This is a genomic window from Halomonas sp. A11-A (assembly GCF_003182195.1).
Classification (GTDB): Bacteria; Pseudomonadota; Gammaproteobacteria; order Pseudomonadales; family Halomonadaceae; genus Halomonas; species Halomonas alkalicola.
The window spans coordinates 138,700-153,783 of sequence record NZ_QGTM01000005.1 but is presented as its reverse complement, the minus strand read 5'-3'; the positions used below and the strand labels follow the sequence as shown (position 1 = coordinate 153,783).

The window sequence follows — 15,084 nt, the reverse complement described above, 5'->3', positions numbered from 1 at the left end:
GTTCATTCGTTCGGGGCGGGCTCGGTCTCGAGCTCGCCCGGCTCGGCTACCGCCACCAGGCCGAGCTCCTCGACCAGCTCATCGCCGAAGTATGCCACGAAGGCGGGGCTGACGAGGCTCTCCCAGCCCTCGTCCACGCGTACGATCATCAACACCTTGAGGTCCTGGGCGACGGCCAGGGCCATGCCCGCCTCGTCCCCCAGCACCATCAGCGCCGTGGCCCAGGCGTCGGCCCAGGCGTTGGAGGGGTGCAGCACGCTCACCGAGGCCAGGCGATGGTCGATGGGCCGGCCGCTGCGCGGGTCCAGGGTGTGGGAGAAGCGCTGCCCCCCCTCCTCGAAGTAGTTGCGGTAGTCGCCGGAGGTGGCCAGGGAGACATCGCCGATGGGCAGCACGTACTGCGCCTCCCGGCGGTCTTCCAGCGGCGCCTCCACGCCAATGCGCCAGGCCTCCGCCTCGCCGTCGTCACCGCCGCCGGCATTGCGATGGCCGCGGGAGATCAGGTCGCCCCCCAGGTTGACCAGATAGTGCTCGATGCCCTCACGGTCGAGGTAGGCCGCGACCCGGTCCACCGCATGGCCCTTGGCCACGCCGCCCAGGTCGACGAAGACGTCCCGGGTGCGCCGCGCCTGCAGCCCCGCCGGGTCGAGTTCCAGCGCATCGAAACCGACCACCTCGAGGCGCTCGGCCAGCGCCGCCTCGTCCGGCACCTCGCGGGGACGCGCCTCGCCGCCGAAGCTCCACAGGTTGACCAGCCCCCCCAGGGTGACGTCGAAGGCGCCGTCGCTCTTCTCGGCCACCGCCTGGCTGATCGCCAGCACCTCGACCAGCTCGTCGGAGAGCGGCTGCCACTCACCGAGGGGCGACTGGTTGAAGGCCATGAGCTCCGAGTCCTCGATGTAGATCGACATGGCGGCATCCACCGCCTCGAGCGTCTCGAGGATGCCCTGCTCCAGCGCCTGGGCCTGGCCCTGGGTCAGCGAGTCGGCGATGGTCACCTGATAGAAGCTGCCGAAGATCCCCCCCTCGAAGCGCACCGGCGAGTCGAGGGGACGGTCGCGCTCCGAGCAGCCGGCCAGCAGCAGCCCGGCGAGGAGCAGCAGCGGAAAATGGAGACGCAGGAACTTCATGATGACAGGCACTCCCGTGACGGATGAGGGTCGGCCACTACCAGAACAGCCACAGCAGCCCGCCGCCGAGCAGCAGCCGATAGACCACGAAGGGCTGCATGCCGACGCGCTTGATGAAGACCAGGAAATAGTGGATGCAGAGGTAGGCGCTGATGCCGGAGAGGATGGCCCCCACCGTCACCGCCGGCCAGTCCACCGCATGGGACTCCCGCACCAGGCCGACGATCTCCAGGCCACCGGCCAGCACGATCACCGGGATCGACAGCAGGAAGGAGAAGCGTGCCGCGCCCTCCCGGCTCATGCCGAGCAGTAGCGCCGCGGTGATGGTGATGCCGGAACGCGAGGTGCCGGGAATCAGCGCCAGGGCCTGGGCGCCACCGATGAAGAGCACATCCCTGAGGCCCAACTGGTACTCGCTGCGCCCGCCGTGGCGGCGGCGCCAGTCGGCATAGCCCAGCACCAGGCCGAAGCCGATCAGGCTCGTGCCGATGATCAGCGGCGAACGCATGCCCACTTCGATGGCATCGCGAAAGGTGAAGCCGATCAGGCAGACCGGCACGGTAGCCAGCAGCACCCACCAGGCGAGCCGGGCATCCTCGTCCATGCCGCCGCCGCGCAGCGAACCGACCCAGCTGCCGGCCATGCGCGCGAGCTCATGGCGGAAGTAGAGCACCACCGCCGTCAGGCTGCCGATATGCAGGGCGACGTCGAAGGCGAGGCCCTGATCCTCCCAGTCGGTGAGTACCGGCACCAGGATCAGGTGAGCGGAGCTCGATACCGGCAGGAACTCGGTGAGTCCCTGCACGACGGCGAGCAGAATGACCTGCAGCCACTCCATAGCTAGACCCCGGACAGGATGGCGGTGGCGATGCTGAAGTAGATCAGCACCCCCGAGGCGTCGATCAGGGTAGTCACCAGCGGCGCCGAGGCGGTGGCCGGGTCCCAGCCCAGCCGGTTGAGCACGAAGGGCAGGCACATGCCGAGCAGGCTGCCGAACAGCACGATGGTCACCATGCTCATGGCCACCACCATAGCCACCGCCTCGCCGCCGCGCATCACCCCGATGGGCGCTACCGCCAGGGCCATGGTCAGGCCCAGGGAACCGGCCACCAGCAGTTCGCGACCGAGCAGGGTGCTCCAGTCCTTGACCCCGACGTCGCCGGTGGCCATGCCGCGCACCATCAGGGTGGCGGCCTGGGCTCCGGCGTTGCCGCCGCTGCCGATCAGCAGCGGCAGGAAGAACACCAGCGCCACCTGGGCGGCGATGGTCTCCTCGAAGTAGGCGATGCCGGCGCCGGAGAAGAGGTTGGCGAAGACCAGCAGCACCAGCCAGGTCACTCGCTTGCGATAGAGGCTCCACAGCGGCACCCGGCTGACGCCGTCCTCCAGGGCGCCGATGGACATGCCCTTGTGGAAGTCCTCGGTGGCCTCGGATTCGGCCACGTCCATGGCGTCATCGTGGGTGACGATGCCCACCAGGCGCTCGTCGTGATCGATGACCGGCAGCGCCAGCAGGTCGTAGCGGGCCACGACCCGGGCGACCTCCTCCTGGGCCGCGTCCACCGGAATGCTGATCACGTCCTTGATCATGATGTCATCGACCTTGGCTCCCGGGCGCGCCACCATCAGCTGGCGCAGCGACAGGGTGCCGGCCAGCTTGCCGTCGGGGTCGACGATATAGATCTGGTAGACGGTCTCGGCGTCGGGGGCGGTCTGGCGCACCCGCATCATCGCCTGGGAGACGGTCATGCCGGTGGGGATGGCCACGTAGTCCGAGGTCATGATCGCCCCGGCGGTGCCCTCCTCGTAGCTGGCCAGCCGCTTGAGGTCCTCACGCTCCTGGCGTGCCATGCGCCGCAGCAGCCCCTCGCGGCGGTCCTCATCGAGGAGGTTGAAGAGGTCGGCGCGCTCGTCGGAGCCCATCTGCTCGAGCACCGAGAGCAGCGTTTCGTCGGACATGGTCGAGGTGATCTCGACCTGCTCCTCGCCGGGCAGGTAGCCCAGCACGTTGGCCCGCCGCTCCAGCGGCAGGGCCTCGAGCAGGCCCATGGCGATCGACAGATCGTCATCCTCCTCGAGGAGTTCCTCGAGGATCTCGGCGATGTCCGCGGAACGCAGCTCCGACAGCATCTCGCCGAGGCGCTCGCGGTCCTCCGCGGCCTGGGCCGCGACCAGCGCCTCCTTCTGTTCCTGCAGGGTCTCGTTCAGTGACATGGCATCCTCCTGACGCCGGGGGCGCAGAGATGGGTGAGCGGCACCAGCGGCGCGGGGCCGGCGCCCATGATAGCAGAGACGAAAACGCCCCCCGAACCCGCTATTTCATGGGATCGGGGGGCGCGCCGTCACGGCCCGGGCCGGATCAGCCCTTGCCGGCCTTCTTGCGCAGCTGCTGGATGGTACGCAGCTGAGCCACGGCCTCGGCGAGCTCGGCGGCGGCGCGGGTGTAATCCAGCTCCGCCGACTTGTCGTTGAACGCCTTCAGTGCTTGCTGGCGGGCCTCCTCGGCGGAGGCCTCGTCGAGGTCCCTGGCACGGGATGCCGCATCGGCCAGGATGGTCACCACGTCCGGCTGCACTTCCAGGAAGCCGCCAGAGACGTAGAAGTTCTCCTCCCGCCCGCCATCATGGATCACGCGAACCGGGCCTGGCTGAAGCTCGGTCAGCAGCGGGGCGTGCCCGGGCAGGATGCCCAGATCCCCCATGATCCCGGACGCGACGAGCTGCTCGACCTCGCCCGAAAAGATGGCCGCCTCGGCGCTGACGATGTTGCATGTGAAGCTGTTCGCCATAGCGAATCCCCCTGATGGACGGGATTACTTCATCTGGTTGGCTTTCTCGACGGCCTCGTCGATGGTGCCGACCATGTAGAAGGCCTGCTCCGGCAGCTCATCGTAGTCGCCGTTGAGGATGCCCTGGAAGCCGCGGATGGTGTCCTTGAGGGACACGTACTTGCCGGGCGACCCGGTGAACACCTCGGCCACGAAGAACGGCTGCGACAGGAAGCGCTGGATCTTACGCGCCCGGGACACGGCCAGCTTGTCCTCGTCGGACAGCTCGTCCATGCCCAGGATCGCGATGATGTCCTTGAGCTCCTTGTAGCGCTGCAGCACGTTCTGCACGCCGCGGGCGGTGTTGTAGTGCTCCTCGCCGACGACCAGCGGATCCAGCTGACGGGAGGTGGAGTCCAGCGGATCGATGGCCGGGTAGATACCCAGCTCGGCGATGGAACGCGCCAGTACCACGGTGGCGTCCAGGTGCGAGAAGGTGGTCGCCGGGGACGGGTCGGTCAGGTCATCCGCGGGCACGTAGACGGCCTGCACGGAGGTGATCGAGCCGGTCTTGGTGGAGGTGATGCGCTCCTGGAGCACACCCATCTCCTCGGCCAGGGTCGGCTGGTAGCCCACCGCGGAGGGCATGCGGCCCAGCAGGGCGGACACCTCGGTACCGGCCAGGGTGTAGCGGTAGATGTTGTCGACGAACAGCAGCACGTCGCGGCCTTCATCGCGGAACTTCTCGGCGATGGTCAGGCCGGTCAGGGCCACGCGCAGGCGGTTGCCGGGCGGCTCGTTCATCTGACCGTAGACCAGCGATACCTTGTCGATAACGTTGGATTCGGTCATCTCGTGGTAGAAGTCGTTACCCTCACGGGTACGCTCGCCCACGCCCGCAAACACCGAGTAGCCGCTGTGCTCGGTGGCGATGTTGCGGATCAGCTCCATCATGTTGACGGTCTTGCCCACGCCGGCGCCGCCGAACAGGCCGACCTTGCCGCCCTTGGCGAATGGGCAGACCAGGTCGATGACCTTGATGCCGGTCTCGAGCAGCTCGCTGGACGCCGCCTGCTCCGCGTAGGTCGGCGCCTTGCGGTGGATCGGCATGCGCTCCTGCTCGCCGATGTCGCCGGCCTCGTCGATGGGGCGGCCCAGCACGTCCATGATGCGACCCAGGGTCTCCTTGCCGACCGGCACGGAGATGGCGGCACCGGTGTTGATCACTTCCATGCCGCGCTTCAGGCCCTCGGTGGAGCCCATGGCGATGGTGCGCACCACGCCGTCGCCCAGCTGCTGCTGGACCTCGAGCACTGTCTCGACATTCGAGACGTTCAGCGCGTCGTAGACCTTGGGAACGTCGTCCCGCGGAAACTCTACGTCAATCACCGCGCCGATGATTTGTACGATACGTCCGCTCATCTTGCGATCCTCTAAATAACCTGCCTATGAAGCCTGTGTGCCGGGAGGGCCACGCCCTCCCCGGCGCTATACGGCGGCGGCGCCCCCGACGATCTCGGAAATTTCCTGGGTGATCGCGGCCTGGCGAGCCTTGTTGTAGATCATCTCCAGGTCGTCGATCAGGCCGCCGGCGTTGTCGGTGGCATTCTTCATGGCGATCATCCGCGCGGCCTGCTCGCACGCCGCGTTCTCGACCACCGCCTGGTACACCTGGGATTCGATGAAACGAACCAGCAGGCTATCCAGCAGCGCCTTGGCATCCGGCTCATACAGGTAGTCCCAGGTGTATACGGGACCGGATTGTTCGTGGGAGTCATCCATGCCCATGTCCGCAGACAAGGGCAGAAGCTGACGGACCACCGGCTTCTGGGTCATGGTGTTGACGAACTCGTTATACACCACGTACAGGCGGTCCAGACGGCCCTCGTCATAGGCTTCCAGCATGACCTTGACGCTACCGATCAGGTCCTCGACCTCGGGCGACTCGCCCAGGCCGCTCTTCGCCGCCACGAGGTTGCCCCCGTAGTTCTTGAAGAAGCCGCCAGCCTTGGAACCCAGCGCGCAGAAATCCAGCTCGGCGCCCTCCTCGCGACGCACCATCGCGTCCTTGAGCACGGCCTTGAACAGGTTGACGTTCAGGCCACCGCACAGGCCGCGATCGGTGGAGACCACGATGTAGCCTACCCGCTTGACCTCGCGATCGACCATGTAGTCGTGCTTGTACTCAGGGTTGGCATCGGCGATATGGGCAACGACGTTGCGGATCTGACGCGCGTAGGGCTGGCTGGCCTTCATCAGGTCCTGAGCCCGGCGCATCTTCGACGCAGCGACCATTTCCATGGCGCTGGTGATCTTCTGCGTGTTCTTGATGCTCCCGATCTGGGTGCGAATCTCTTTTGCAGCTGCCATAGCGATCTACTCCGTTCGTGGCCCTCAGACAGTTCCCGGGCCCGCCCTCGGCGGGCGGGCCTCCAGGCTTACCAGCTCTGAGTGGCCTTGAACTTCTCGAGACCCTCTTTCAGCCCTTGCTGGATCTCGTCGTTGTAGTCGCCGGTCTGGTTGATCTTGTCGAGCAGCTCGGCGTACTCGGCCTTCATGAAGTCGTGCAGGGCACGCTCGAAGTCCAGTACCTTGCTGACGTCGACGTCATCCAGATGGCCCTCGTTGGCCGCGTACAGAGACAGCCCCATCTCGGCCACGGAGAGCGGCGAGTACTGCTTCTGCTTCATCAGCTCGGTGACGCGCTGACCATGCTCGAGCTGCTTGCGGGTGGACTCGTCCAGGTCCGAGGCGAACTGGGAGAAGGCCGCCAGCTCGCGGTACTGGGCGAGCGCCAGACGCACACCGCCGCCAAGCTTCTTGATGATCTTGGTCTGGGCCGAACCACCCACGCGGGAAACCGACAGACCGGCGTTGATGGCCGGACGGATGCCCGAGTTGAACAGGTCGGTCTCCAGGAAGATCTGACCGTCGGTGATCGAGATCACGTTGGTCGGAACGAAGGCGGAGACGTCGCCCCCCTGGGTCTCGATGATCGGCAGCGCGGTCAGCGAGCCGGTCTTGCCCTTCACTTCACCGTTGGTGAACTTCTCGACGTACTCGGGGTTGACGCGCGCGGCGCGCTCCAGCAGGCGAGAGTGGAGGTAGAAGACATCACCCGGGTAGGCTTCACGGCCCGGCGGACGACGCAGCAGCAGGGAGACCTGACGGTAGGCCCAGGCCTGCTTGGTGAGGTCGTCGTAGACGATCAGGGCGTCTTCGCCGCGGTCGCGGAAGTACTCGCCCATGGTGCAGCCGGCATAGGGCGCCAGGAACTGCATCGGGGCCGGGTCGGCTGCGCCGGCGGCGACCACGATGGTGTGCTCCATGGCACCATGCTCTTCGAGCTTGCGCACCACGTTGGCGATGGTGGACTGCTTCTGGCCAATGGCGACGTAGATACAGGTGACGCCCTTGCCCTTCTGGTTGATGATCGCATCGACGGCGATGGCCGACTTACCGATCTGACGGTCACCGATGATCAACTCACGCTGGCCGCGGCCGATCGGCACCATGGCGTCGATGGACTTGAAGCCGGTCTGGATGGGCTGGTCGACCGACTGGCGGGTGATAACACCCGGCGCGACCTTTTCCACCGCGTCGGTGAGCTTGGCGTCGATGTCGCCCTTGCCGTCGATGGGGTTGCCCAGGGCATCCACCACGCGGCCCTTCAGCTCGGGGCCCACCGGCACCTCGAGGATGCGACCGGTACAGCTGGCGGTCATGCCCTCTTCCAACTGCAGGTAGTCGCCCAGTACCACGGCGCCCACGGAGTCGCGCTCCAGGTTAAGCACCATGCCGAAGATGCTGCCGGGGAATTCGATCATCTCACCGAACATCGCGTCCTCGAGCCCGTGGATCTTCACGATGCCGTCGGAAACGCTGACGATGGTGCCCTGATTGCGGGCTTCGGATGCGACGTCAAGCTTCTCGATACGCTGCTTGATGATGTCGCTGATCTCGGAAGGATTCAGTTGCTGCATGCCATGTCCCTCAGACTCAGGCGGTAAGAGCTTCGCTAAGGCGGTTCAATCGACCACGCACCGACCCGTCGATGACGGTGTCGCCGGCACGCAGGATCACGCCACCGAGAAGCTTGGAGTCCACCTGAGTGGTAATGGAGATTTCGCGATTCAGGCGCTTCTTGAGCGCACCGGCGAGCTTTTGCTGCTGCTTGGCGTCGAGTTCGAAGGCCGACACCACGGTCACGTCGACGCGCTGCTCGTGGTCGGCACGCAGCCGCTCGAACTGCCCGGCGATGGCGGCCAGCGCCGGCAGGCGACGCTGGTCGGCCAGCACATCGAGGAAACGACGCGCCGCGTCGTCCACCTTGATGTCGGCCACCTCGACCAGCAGCGCCACCTTGCGCTCGTGGGTGAGCTTCGGACTGGCAACGAGTGCCTGGACGTCCCGGTTGGCCATGACCAGGCCCAGGGTGCCCAGCATCTCGGACCAGGCATCCAGCGCCTGGTGATCACGTGCGTACTCGAACGCCGCCTTGGCATAGGGCCGCGCGACGGTAGACAGTTCCGCCATGGATCACCTCCTCACAGTTCGGCTGCAAGCTTGTCGAGCAGCTTGCGATGTGCCTTCTCGTCGATGGAGGCTTCCAGGACACGCTCGGCGCCAGCGACCGCGAGGGTCGCCACCTGGACGCGAAGCTCTTCCTTGGCGCGATTGATTTCCTGCTCGATCTCGGCACGGGCGCTGGCCACCAGGCGCTCGCCTTCGGCGCGGGCCTGTTCGCGAGCTTCCTCGATCATCTGGGAGGCGCGCTTGTTGGCCTGCTCGAGGATCTGGGAAGACTGCTCCTTGCTCTCACGCAGGGTCTGAGCGGCCTGTTCCTGGGCGAGCTCGAGGTCACGAGAGGCACGGCTTGCCGCGTCGAGGCCATCGGCGATCTTCTTCTGGCGCTCGTGGAGCGCAGAGCTGATCGGCGGCCACACGTACTTTATGCAGAACCAGACAAAGATCGCGAAGGCGATCGTCTGCCCGATCAGCGTCATGTTGATATTCACAGGACTGTACCTCTGACAGGTTCGTGGCGACCGGTAACAAGCAAACCGAGCGCTGAGCGCTCGGTGCTGTCGTTAACCGGCGACGACGAAGATCAGGTACATCGCGATACCAACGCCGATCATCGGCACGGCGTCGAGCAGACCGGCCATGATGAAGGTCTTGGTCTGCAGCTGGTCGCCCAGCTCCGGCTGGCGAGCGGTGGACTCGAGCAGCTTGCCACCCAGCAGGGCGAAGCCGAGACCGGTAGCCAGGGCGCTGACGCTGATGATGATGGCAGCAGCAATGTAGACGATTTCCATGGTAGTACTCCTGGTAGGTTGAGTTACAAGGGTTAGTGGTTGGTTGAGTTACAAGCGTTGCTCGGGTCTCAGTGATGCTCGTGTGCGGCGCTCAGGTAGACGATCGATAGCGTCGTGAAGATGAAGGCCTGCAGAGTCACCACCAGGATGTGGAAGATCGCCCACGGCACGTCCAGCAGCCAGATGGCCCAGAAGGGCAGCAGCGCGATCAGGATGAAGATCACCTCGCCGGCAAACATGTTGCCGAAGAGACGCAGGCCCAGGCTGATCGGCTTGACGATGAGGCCGACGATCTCGAGGACCAGGTTGAAGGGGATCAGCGACCAGTGGTTGAAGGGGGTCAGAGAGAGCTCCTTGGCGAAGCCGCCCACGCCCTTGACCTTGCAGCTGTAGTAGACGATCAGGCAGAACACACCGAAGGCCATGCCGAGAGTGGCATTGACGTCGGTGGTCGGCACGATCTTCATGTACTCGAAGCCCAGCTTGCCGAACAGCTGGGGGAAGTAGTCGACCGGGATGACCTTGAGGCTGTTCATCAGCAGGATCCACATGAACAGCGTCAGCGCCAGGGGCGCGATATGCGGATTCTTGCCGTGGAAGGTGGAGCGGGTCAGGTTCTCGATGAACTCGATCACCATCTCGACGCCGTTCTGCAGCCCGCCGGGGACCCCGGTGGTGGCCATCTTGCCGGCCTTGCGGAACAGCCACAGGAACAGCACGCCCATGCCGATGGACCAGCCCATGGTATCCAGGTGGATCGCCCAGAAGCCCATCTCGACCGCCTCGGTGGAGCTGGACGCCAGCGACCAGCCGTTCTGCGGGTGGTAGCCGAAGGTCAGGTTCTGGAGGTGGTGCTGTATGTAATAGATGGCCGATATTTCGTTATCTGCTGCCATACTGCTTCCTCAGGTTCGGGGGGTCGACCGCTCGCGCGCCAGCCAGGGTGTCAGCCAGTGCATGAGTTGAGCCGCCACATATGCGACAAAGAATAAAGCCGGGTTTGAGGGGGGCACTGTGACGAAAACGATCGCGAACAGTGCTACCGTCAAACCGAACTTGCCCATCGCCGCTTGATAGAGATTGAGTACGTTGACCCGTACCCGCTTGCCGCCCCGGCTGCGCAACCCTCGCCTCACGAAATAGAGCGATGGCAGCAGGCTGACCAGCCCCCCCATCAGGGCGGATGCGGCACCGGGGATGCCAGTCTGCCAGAGCCCCAGCAGGGCCACCAGCAGGGCGGCCAGGCCCTGGGCCAGGAACAGCCGCGTGAAATCCAGTTGCCGGCGCGCGGCGCCGGCGGTGGCTCTGTGCATCGTGTTGACATCCTGGCCACGGATCTCGCGGCCCACTTCGCCGCGGCTGCCCTGCCTGAACGTAAGGCAAACACCGGCGGATTATAGGGAAGGGCTATCGGGGCTTCAACAAAACCGCCATGGATTTTGCCTGCTTCTGCCACTTCTTGCGACCAAAGGTGCAGAAATTGTCAACAGCCTACCGCCATGACGCCAGCCCCTCAGCGGATGTGCTCGAGGATTCCGTCCAGCTCGTCCAGGCTGGTATAGCGGATGGTCAGCCGCCCCTTGCCGCTCCGGCCATGCTGGATCTTCACCGCCGCCCCGAGCAGCTCGCCGAGGCGCATCTCCAGGCGCGCCACATCGGGACTCGCCGCGGGCTTCTCGGCCTTCCTGGGCTCGCCGGCGGCAAGGCGCTTCACCAGCGCCTCGGTATCGCGCACGGTGAGGTCCTTGTTGACCACCTCATGGGCCGCGCGGCGCTGCTTGGCACCGGAGAGCCCCAGCAAGGCCCGGGCGTGGCCCATGTCGAGGTCGCCGCGCTCCAGCAGGGTCTGCACCTCGGGGTCCAGCGCCAGCAGCCGCAGCAGGTTGGCCACCTGGGCGCGGGACTTGCCCACCGTATCAGCAACCTGCTGCTGGGTGAGATCGAACTCCTCCAGCAGACGCTTGAGCGCCATGGCCTCCTCGACCGGATTGAGGTTCTCGCGCTGGATATTCTCGATCAGCGCCAGGGCCAGGGCGACCTCGTCGGAGACCTCGCGGATCACCGCGGGAATCACGTCCAGCTCGGCCAGCTGGGCGGCACGCCAGCGCCGCTCGCCGGCGATGATCTCGTAGCGCTCCTCGCCGACGGGACGCACCACGATGGGCTGCATCACCCCCTGGGCACGGATCGAGTCGGCCAGCTCCTCCAGAGCCTCGGGCTGGATATCCCGGCGCGGCTGGTACTTGCCCCGGGTCAGCTGACCCAGCGGCAGGCGCTCGAGGCGATCCGTCACCTGAGGTGCGGTGGCCGGTGGTGCGACCTCCCCCCCCTCGACGCTCACCTCGGGGAGGTCGAGGCTCTCGCGGCGGCGAGCGCCGGCCCCGATCAGCGCATCCAGTCCACGTCCCAGGGCGCGTTTACGCGTCATCGACACTCCCTCATCACAGCGGTTACGGCATGGGCGCACCGCACTGTCGTCACAGCGACAGCCGGCGAATCAGTTCCTTGGCCAGCACCCGGTGGGCCTGGCTGCCCCGCGAGAAGCGGGCATACTTGGTCACCGGCAGGCCGTGGCTGGGCGCCTCGGCCACCCGCACGTTGCGCGGAATGGTGGCCTTGAGCAGGGTATCGCCGAAGTAGTCGCGCAGCTGCTTGGTGACGTCGCGAGTCAGGCTGTTGCGGGCATCGAACATGGTGCGCAGGATGCCGTAGACCTCGAGCTGCGGATTCACGCTGTCCTTGATCTGCTCGACGGTATCGAGCAGCGCCGAGAGCCCCTCCAGGGCGTAGAACTCGCACTGCAGCGGGATCAGCACCCCGTGGGCCGCGGTGAGGCCGTTGACGGTGAGCATGTTGAGCGACGGCGGGCAGTCGATCAGCACCACGTCGTATTCGCCGGCCACATCGGCCAGCGCCCGCTCCAGGCAGCGCTCGCGTCCGGCCTCGCGGTCGAGCAGCGCCACTTCGGCGGCGGTGAGGTCGCCGTTGCCCGGCAGCAGCGCATAGCCCGCCTCGGGACAGTCGAGGATCACCTCGATGGCACCGCGGTCGCCCAGCAGCACGTCCAGCACGCTGCCGTCCAGCTCATGCTTGTCCACCCCGCTGCCCATGGTGGCATGCCCCTGGGGGTCGAGGTCCACCAGCAGCACGCGGCGATCCAGCGCCGCCAGGCTGGCGGCGAGGTTGACCGCGGTGGTGGTCTTGCCGACGCCACCCTTCTGGTTGGTCAAGGCGATGATCTTGGTCACGGGCAACTCCCTTGCTGGGAAACGCGGGTTGTCATGGGCGCGAGCCATCGGCCTGGTGCTCGAGGACCACCAGCAGCCGGCTGCCGACCTCGAAGGGCACCTCGAGGGCGTGCCGGGCGACCGGCACCACGCCCTCCGGCACGCCGGCCAGTTCGTCATCCACCGCCGGGCCCTTCATGGCCAGCCACTGGCCGCCGGGGGCCACCAGCGGCAGCGTCAGGGCGACGAAGTCGCCGAGGCTGGCGAAGGCCCGGGAGATCACCTGGTCGAAGCACCCCTCGAAGGCCTCGACCCGGGCCTGCACCGGGGTGACATTGGTCAGGCCCAGCTCCATCACCGCCTGGCGCTGGAAGCGCACCTTCTTGCCGTTGCTGTCGAGCAGGCTGACGGCGAGCTCCGGCCGGAGGATCGCCAGCACCAGGCCGGGAAAGCCGGGTCCGGCCCCCACATCGAGCAGGGTGGGGCCCGTCACGAAGGGCAGCACGGCGGCGCTGTCCAGCAGGTGGCGAGCGACCATCTCCTCGGGCGAGCGTACCGCGGTGAGGTTATAGGCGCGGTTCCACTTGTGCAACAGGCCGACCAGCGCCAGCAGGCGGCGACGCTGCTCGGCGTCCACGGCGATCCCCAGCCGCTCGAGCCCCTGGTCGAGACGTGCCTCGACCCTTGCATCCGCTTGGGTCATGCGCTGGCCGCCCTGTGGTCGTCGAGCAGGCGCCGCTTCTTGAGATGGATCAGCAGGATCGAGACCGCCGCCGGGGTGACCCCGGAGATGCGCGAGGCCTGGGCCAGGGTCGCCGGCTTCGCCTCGGCGAGCTTCTGGCGAATCTCGTGGGAGAGCCCCTCGACCCGCGCGTAATCGAGATCCAGCGGCAGGGGGGTGGCCTCGTGGCGCTTGAGCCGGTCGATCTCCTCCTGCTGACGGTCGATATAGCCCTGGTACTTGGCCTGGATCTGCACCTGCTCGGCGACGCTTTCATCGGCCACCGGCTCGCCCGGCAGACCGGGCAGAGCGGCGACATCGTCATAGCCGAGCTCCGGACGCTTGAGCAGGTCCATCAGGCTGTACTCCCGGGAGAGCGCCTTGCCGGTCTTCTCGGCCACGGCCTCGGCGGCCGCCGTGCCGGGCTGCACCCAGCTGGCACGGAGCCTGGCGCTCTCGGCGTCGATCGCCTCGCGCTTGGCGCTGAAGGCGGCCCAGCGGGTCTCGTCCACCAGCCCCAGCTCGCGGCCCGCCTCGGTCAGGCGCAGGTCGGCGTTGTCCTCCCGCAGCAGCAGCCGGTACTCGGCCCGGGAGGTGAACATGCGGTAGGGCTCCTTCGTCCCCAGGGTGATCAGGTCGTCCACCAGCACCCCGAGGTAGGCCTCGTCGCGGCGCGGCCACCAGGCCGCCAGCCCCTTGGCCCGCCGGGCGGCGTTGAGCCCCGCCAGCAGCCCCTGGGCGCCGGCCTCCTCGTAGCCGGTGGTGCCGTTGATCTGCCCGGCGAAGAACAGGTTGTGGATGAATTTCGTCTCCAGCGAGTGCTTCAGGTCCCGCGGGTCGAAGAAATCGTATTCGATGGCGTAGCCGGGCCGGGTGATATGGGCGTTCTCCAGCCCCCTGATCGAGCGCACCACCTCGAGCTGCACGTCGAAGGGCAGCGAGGTGGAGATGCCGTTGGGGTAGAGCTCGTGGGTATCCAGCCCCTCCGGCTCGATAAAGACCTGGTGGCTCGCCTTGTCGGCGAAGCGGTGCACCTTGTCCTCGATGGAGGGGCAGTAGCGCGGCCCGACGCCCTCGATGACGCCGGAGTACATCGGCGAGCGGTCGAGGTTGGCGAAGATGATCTCGTGGGTGCGCGCATTGGTGTGGGCGATATGGCAGCTCACCTGGCGCGGGTGCTGGGCCCGACTGCCCAGGAAGGACATCACCGGGGTGGGGGTGTCACCGGGCTGCTCTTCGAGTACCGAGAAGTCGAGGCTGCGTGCATCCAGCCTGGGCGGGGTGCCGGTCTTGAGGCGGTCGACCCGGAACGGCAGGGCGCGCAGGCGCTCGGCGAGACGATTGGAGGGCGGGTCGCCGGCGCGGCCGCCGCGGCTCTGCTCGAGGCCGATATGGATCACCCCGCCGAGGAAGGTGCCGGTACACAGCACCACGGTCTCGCCGAGGAAGCGGATCCCGGTCTCGGTGACCACGCCGCGGACGGTGTCGCCCTCGACGATCAGGTCGCCGGCGGCCTGCTGGAAGAGCGTCAGGTTGGGCTGGTTCTCCAGCATGCCGCGGATCGCCGCCTTGTAGCGCACCCGATCCGCCTGGGCCCGGGTGGCCCGTACCGCGGGACCCTTGCGGGCGTTGAGCACGCGGAACTGGATACCGCCGAGATCGGTGGCCATGGCCATGGCGCCACCCAGCGCATCGATCTCCTTGACCAGATGACTCTTGCCGATCCCACCGATGGCGGGATTGCAGGACATCTGCCCCAGGGTCTCGATGTTGTGGGTCAGCAGCAGGGTCTGACAGCCCATGCGGGCGGAGGCCAGGGCGGCTTCGGTTCCGGCATGGCCTCCGCCGATGACGATGACGTCAAAGCGGTCAGGGTAATCCAAGGTGCACCTCGTTGGCGCCGCGGCGCCGTCTTCCGGTC

General features: G+C 66.6%; 16 protein-coding genes. All 16 read right to left on the bottom strand.

Annotation, left to right across the window (positions count from 1 at the left end; translation table 11 throughout):
* Positions 1-2: 2 nt before the first annotated feature.
* The 16 genes from DER72_RS06205 to mnmG all read right to left on the bottom strand — a co-directional run bounded on the left by DER72_RS06205 (position 3) and on the right by mnmG (position 15,046).
* A complete protein-coding gene (locus DER72_RS06205) occupies positions 3-1,130 on the bottom strand; it encodes an FAD:protein FMN transferase (RefSeq protein ID WP_110069132.1) in 1,128 nt (375 codons plus the stop codon).
* 37 nt (positions 1,131-1,167) lie between these two features.
* Complete coding sequence (locus tag DER72_RS06200) at positions 1,168-1,968, bottom strand: undecaprenyl-diphosphate phosphatase (protein WP_110069131.1); 801 nt, start codon at positions 1,966-1,968, stop codon at positions 1,168-1,170.
* Between the two features lie 2 nt (positions 1,969-1,970).
* A complete protein-coding gene (gene mgtE, locus DER72_RS06195) occupies positions 1,971-3,344 on the bottom strand; it encodes a magnesium transporter (protein ID WP_110069130.1) in 1,374 nt (457 codons plus the stop codon).
* 145 nt (positions 3,345-3,489) lie between these two features.
* Positions 3,490-3,918, bottom strand: coding sequence for a F0F1 ATP synthase subunit epsilon (locus DER72_RS06190; RefSeq protein ID WP_110069129.1), 429 nt, complete (start codon positions 3,916-3,918; stop codon positions 3,490-3,492).
* 24 nt (positions 3,919-3,942) lie between these two features.
* Positions 3,943-5,319 carry a F0F1 ATP synthase subunit beta gene (gene atpD, locus DER72_RS06185; RefSeq protein ID WP_110069128.1) on the bottom strand — a complete coding sequence of 459 codons (1,377 nt, stop codon included), beginning with the start codon at positions 5,317-5,319 and terminating at the stop codon, positions 3,943-3,945.
* A gap of 66 nt (positions 5,320-5,385) precedes the next feature.
* Positions 5,386-6,267: a F0F1 ATP synthase subunit gamma gene (atpG, locus tag DER72_RS06180; protein ID WP_110069127.1), complete on the bottom strand. Its 882-nt coding sequence runs from the start codon at positions 6,265-6,267 to the stop codon at positions 5,386-5,388.
* 68 nt (positions 6,268-6,335) lie between these two features.
* Complete coding sequence (gene atpA, locus DER72_RS06175) at positions 6,336-7,880, bottom strand: F0F1 ATP synthase subunit alpha (protein WP_110069126.1); 1,545 nt, start codon at positions 7,878-7,880, stop codon at positions 6,336-6,338.
* Positions 7,881-7,896: 16 nt separating this feature from the next.
* Positions 7,897-8,433, bottom strand: coding sequence for a F0F1 ATP synthase subunit delta (locus DER72_RS06170; RefSeq protein ID WP_110069125.1), 537 nt, complete (start codon positions 8,431-8,433; stop codon positions 7,897-7,899).
* 11 nt (positions 8,434-8,444) lie between these two features.
* The gene (locus DER72_RS06165) at positions 8,445-8,915 is read right to left on the bottom strand and encodes a F0F1 ATP synthase subunit B (RefSeq protein ID WP_110069124.1); all 471 of its coding nucleotides are present in this window, start codon (positions 8,913-8,915) and stop codon (positions 8,445-8,447) included.
* 72 nt (positions 8,916-8,987) lie between these two features.
* A complete protein-coding gene (gene atpE, locus DER72_RS06160) occupies positions 8,988-9,215 on the bottom strand; it encodes a F0F1 ATP synthase subunit C (protein ID WP_110069123.1) in 228 nt (75 codons plus the stop codon).
* Positions 9,216-9,283: 68 nt separating this feature from the next.
* Positions 9,284-10,111, bottom strand: coding sequence for a F0F1 ATP synthase subunit A (gene atpB / locus DER72_RS06155; RefSeq protein WP_110069122.1), 828 nt, complete (start codon positions 10,109-10,111; stop codon positions 9,284-9,286).
* 9 nt (positions 10,112-10,120) lie between these two features.
* The gene (locus DER72_RS06150) at positions 10,121-10,528 is read right to left on the bottom strand and encodes an ATP synthase subunit I (RefSeq protein WP_110069121.1); all 408 of its coding nucleotides are present in this window, start codon (positions 10,526-10,528) and stop codon (positions 10,121-10,123) included.
* 200 nt (positions 10,529-10,728) lie between these two features.
* Entirely contained in the window at positions 10,729-11,643 is a 915-nt protein-coding gene (locus tag DER72_RS06145) for a ParB/RepB/Spo0J family partition protein (RefSeq protein WP_110069120.1), read from the bottom strand.
* A gap of 49 nt (positions 11,644-11,692) precedes the next feature.
* Positions 11,693-12,463: a ParA family protein gene (locus DER72_RS06140; RefSeq protein WP_110069119.1), complete on the bottom strand. Its 771-nt coding sequence runs from the start codon at positions 12,461-12,463 to the stop codon at positions 11,693-11,695.
* A 31-nt stretch (positions 12,464-12,494) separates the two neighbouring features.
* Complete coding sequence (gene rsmG, locus DER72_RS06135; RefSeq protein ID WP_110069118.1) at positions 12,495-13,145, bottom strand: 16S rRNA (guanine(527)-N(7))-methyltransferase RsmG; 651 nt, start codon at positions 13,143-13,145, stop codon at positions 12,495-12,497.
* Positions 13,142-15,046 (bottom strand): tRNA uridine-5-carboxymethylaminomethyl(34) synthesis enzyme MnmG, encoded by a 1,905-nt coding sequence (mnmG, locus tag DER72_RS06130; RefSeq protein WP_110069117.1) that lies wholly within the window; start codon positions 15,044-15,046, stop codon positions 13,142-13,144. Before mnmG ends, rsmG begins: the two co-directional genes overlap by 4 nt.
* Between the last annotated feature and the right edge of the window lie 38 nt (positions 15,047-15,084).

Excerpts from the sequence above, each read along its gene's own strand:
- atpB (WP_110069122.1), bottom strand. The coding sequence starts at position 10,111 with ATGGCAGCAGATAACGAAATATCGGCCATCTATTACATACAGCACCAC.
- DER72_RS06205 (WP_110069132.1), bottom strand. The coding sequence starts at position 1,130 with ATGAAGTTCCTGCGTCTCCATTTTCCGCTGCTGCTCCTCGCCGGGCTG.
- DER72_RS06145 (WP_110069120.1), bottom strand. The coding sequence starts at position 11,643 with ATGACGCGTAAACGCGCCCTGGGACGTGGACTGGATGCGCTGATCGGG.
- mgtE (WP_110069130.1), bottom strand. The coding sequence starts at position 3,344 with ATGTCACTGAACGAGACCCTGCAGGAACAGAAGGAGGCGCTGGTCGCG.
- DER72_RS06190 (WP_110069129.1), bottom strand. The coding sequence starts at position 3,918 with ATGGCGAACAGCTTCACATGCAACATCGTCAGCGCCGAGGCGGCCATC.
- atpD (WP_110069128.1), bottom strand. The coding sequence starts at position 5,319 with ATGAGCGGACGTATCGTACAAATCATCGGCGCGGTGATTGACGTAGAG.
- atpE (WP_110069123.1), bottom strand. The coding sequence starts at position 9,215 with ATGGAAATCGTCTACATTGCTGCTGCCATCATCATCAGCGTCAGCGCC.
- DER72_RS06170 (WP_110069125.1), bottom strand. The coding sequence starts at position 8,433 with ATGGCGGAACTGTCTACCGTCGCGCGGCCCTATGCCAAGGCGGCGTTC.
- DER72_RS06150 (WP_110069121.1), bottom strand. The coding sequence starts at position 10,528 with ATGCACAGAGCCACCGCCGGCGCCGCGCGCCGGCAACTGGATTTCACG.
- DER72_RS06200 (WP_110069131.1), bottom strand. The coding sequence starts at position 1,968 with ATGGAGTGGCTGCAGGTCATTCTGCTCGCCGTCGTGCAGGGACTCACC.
- rsmG (WP_110069118.1), bottom strand. The coding sequence starts at position 13,145 with ATGACCCAAGCGGATGCAAGGGTCGAGGCACGTCTCGACCAGGGGCTC.
- atpA (WP_110069126.1), bottom strand. The coding sequence starts at position 7,880 with ATGCAGCAACTGAATCCTTCCGAGATCAGCGACATCATCAAGCAGCGT.
- atpG (WP_110069127.1), bottom strand. The coding sequence starts at position 6,267 with ATGGCAGCTGCAAAAGAGATTCGCACCCAGATCGGGAGCATCAAGAAC.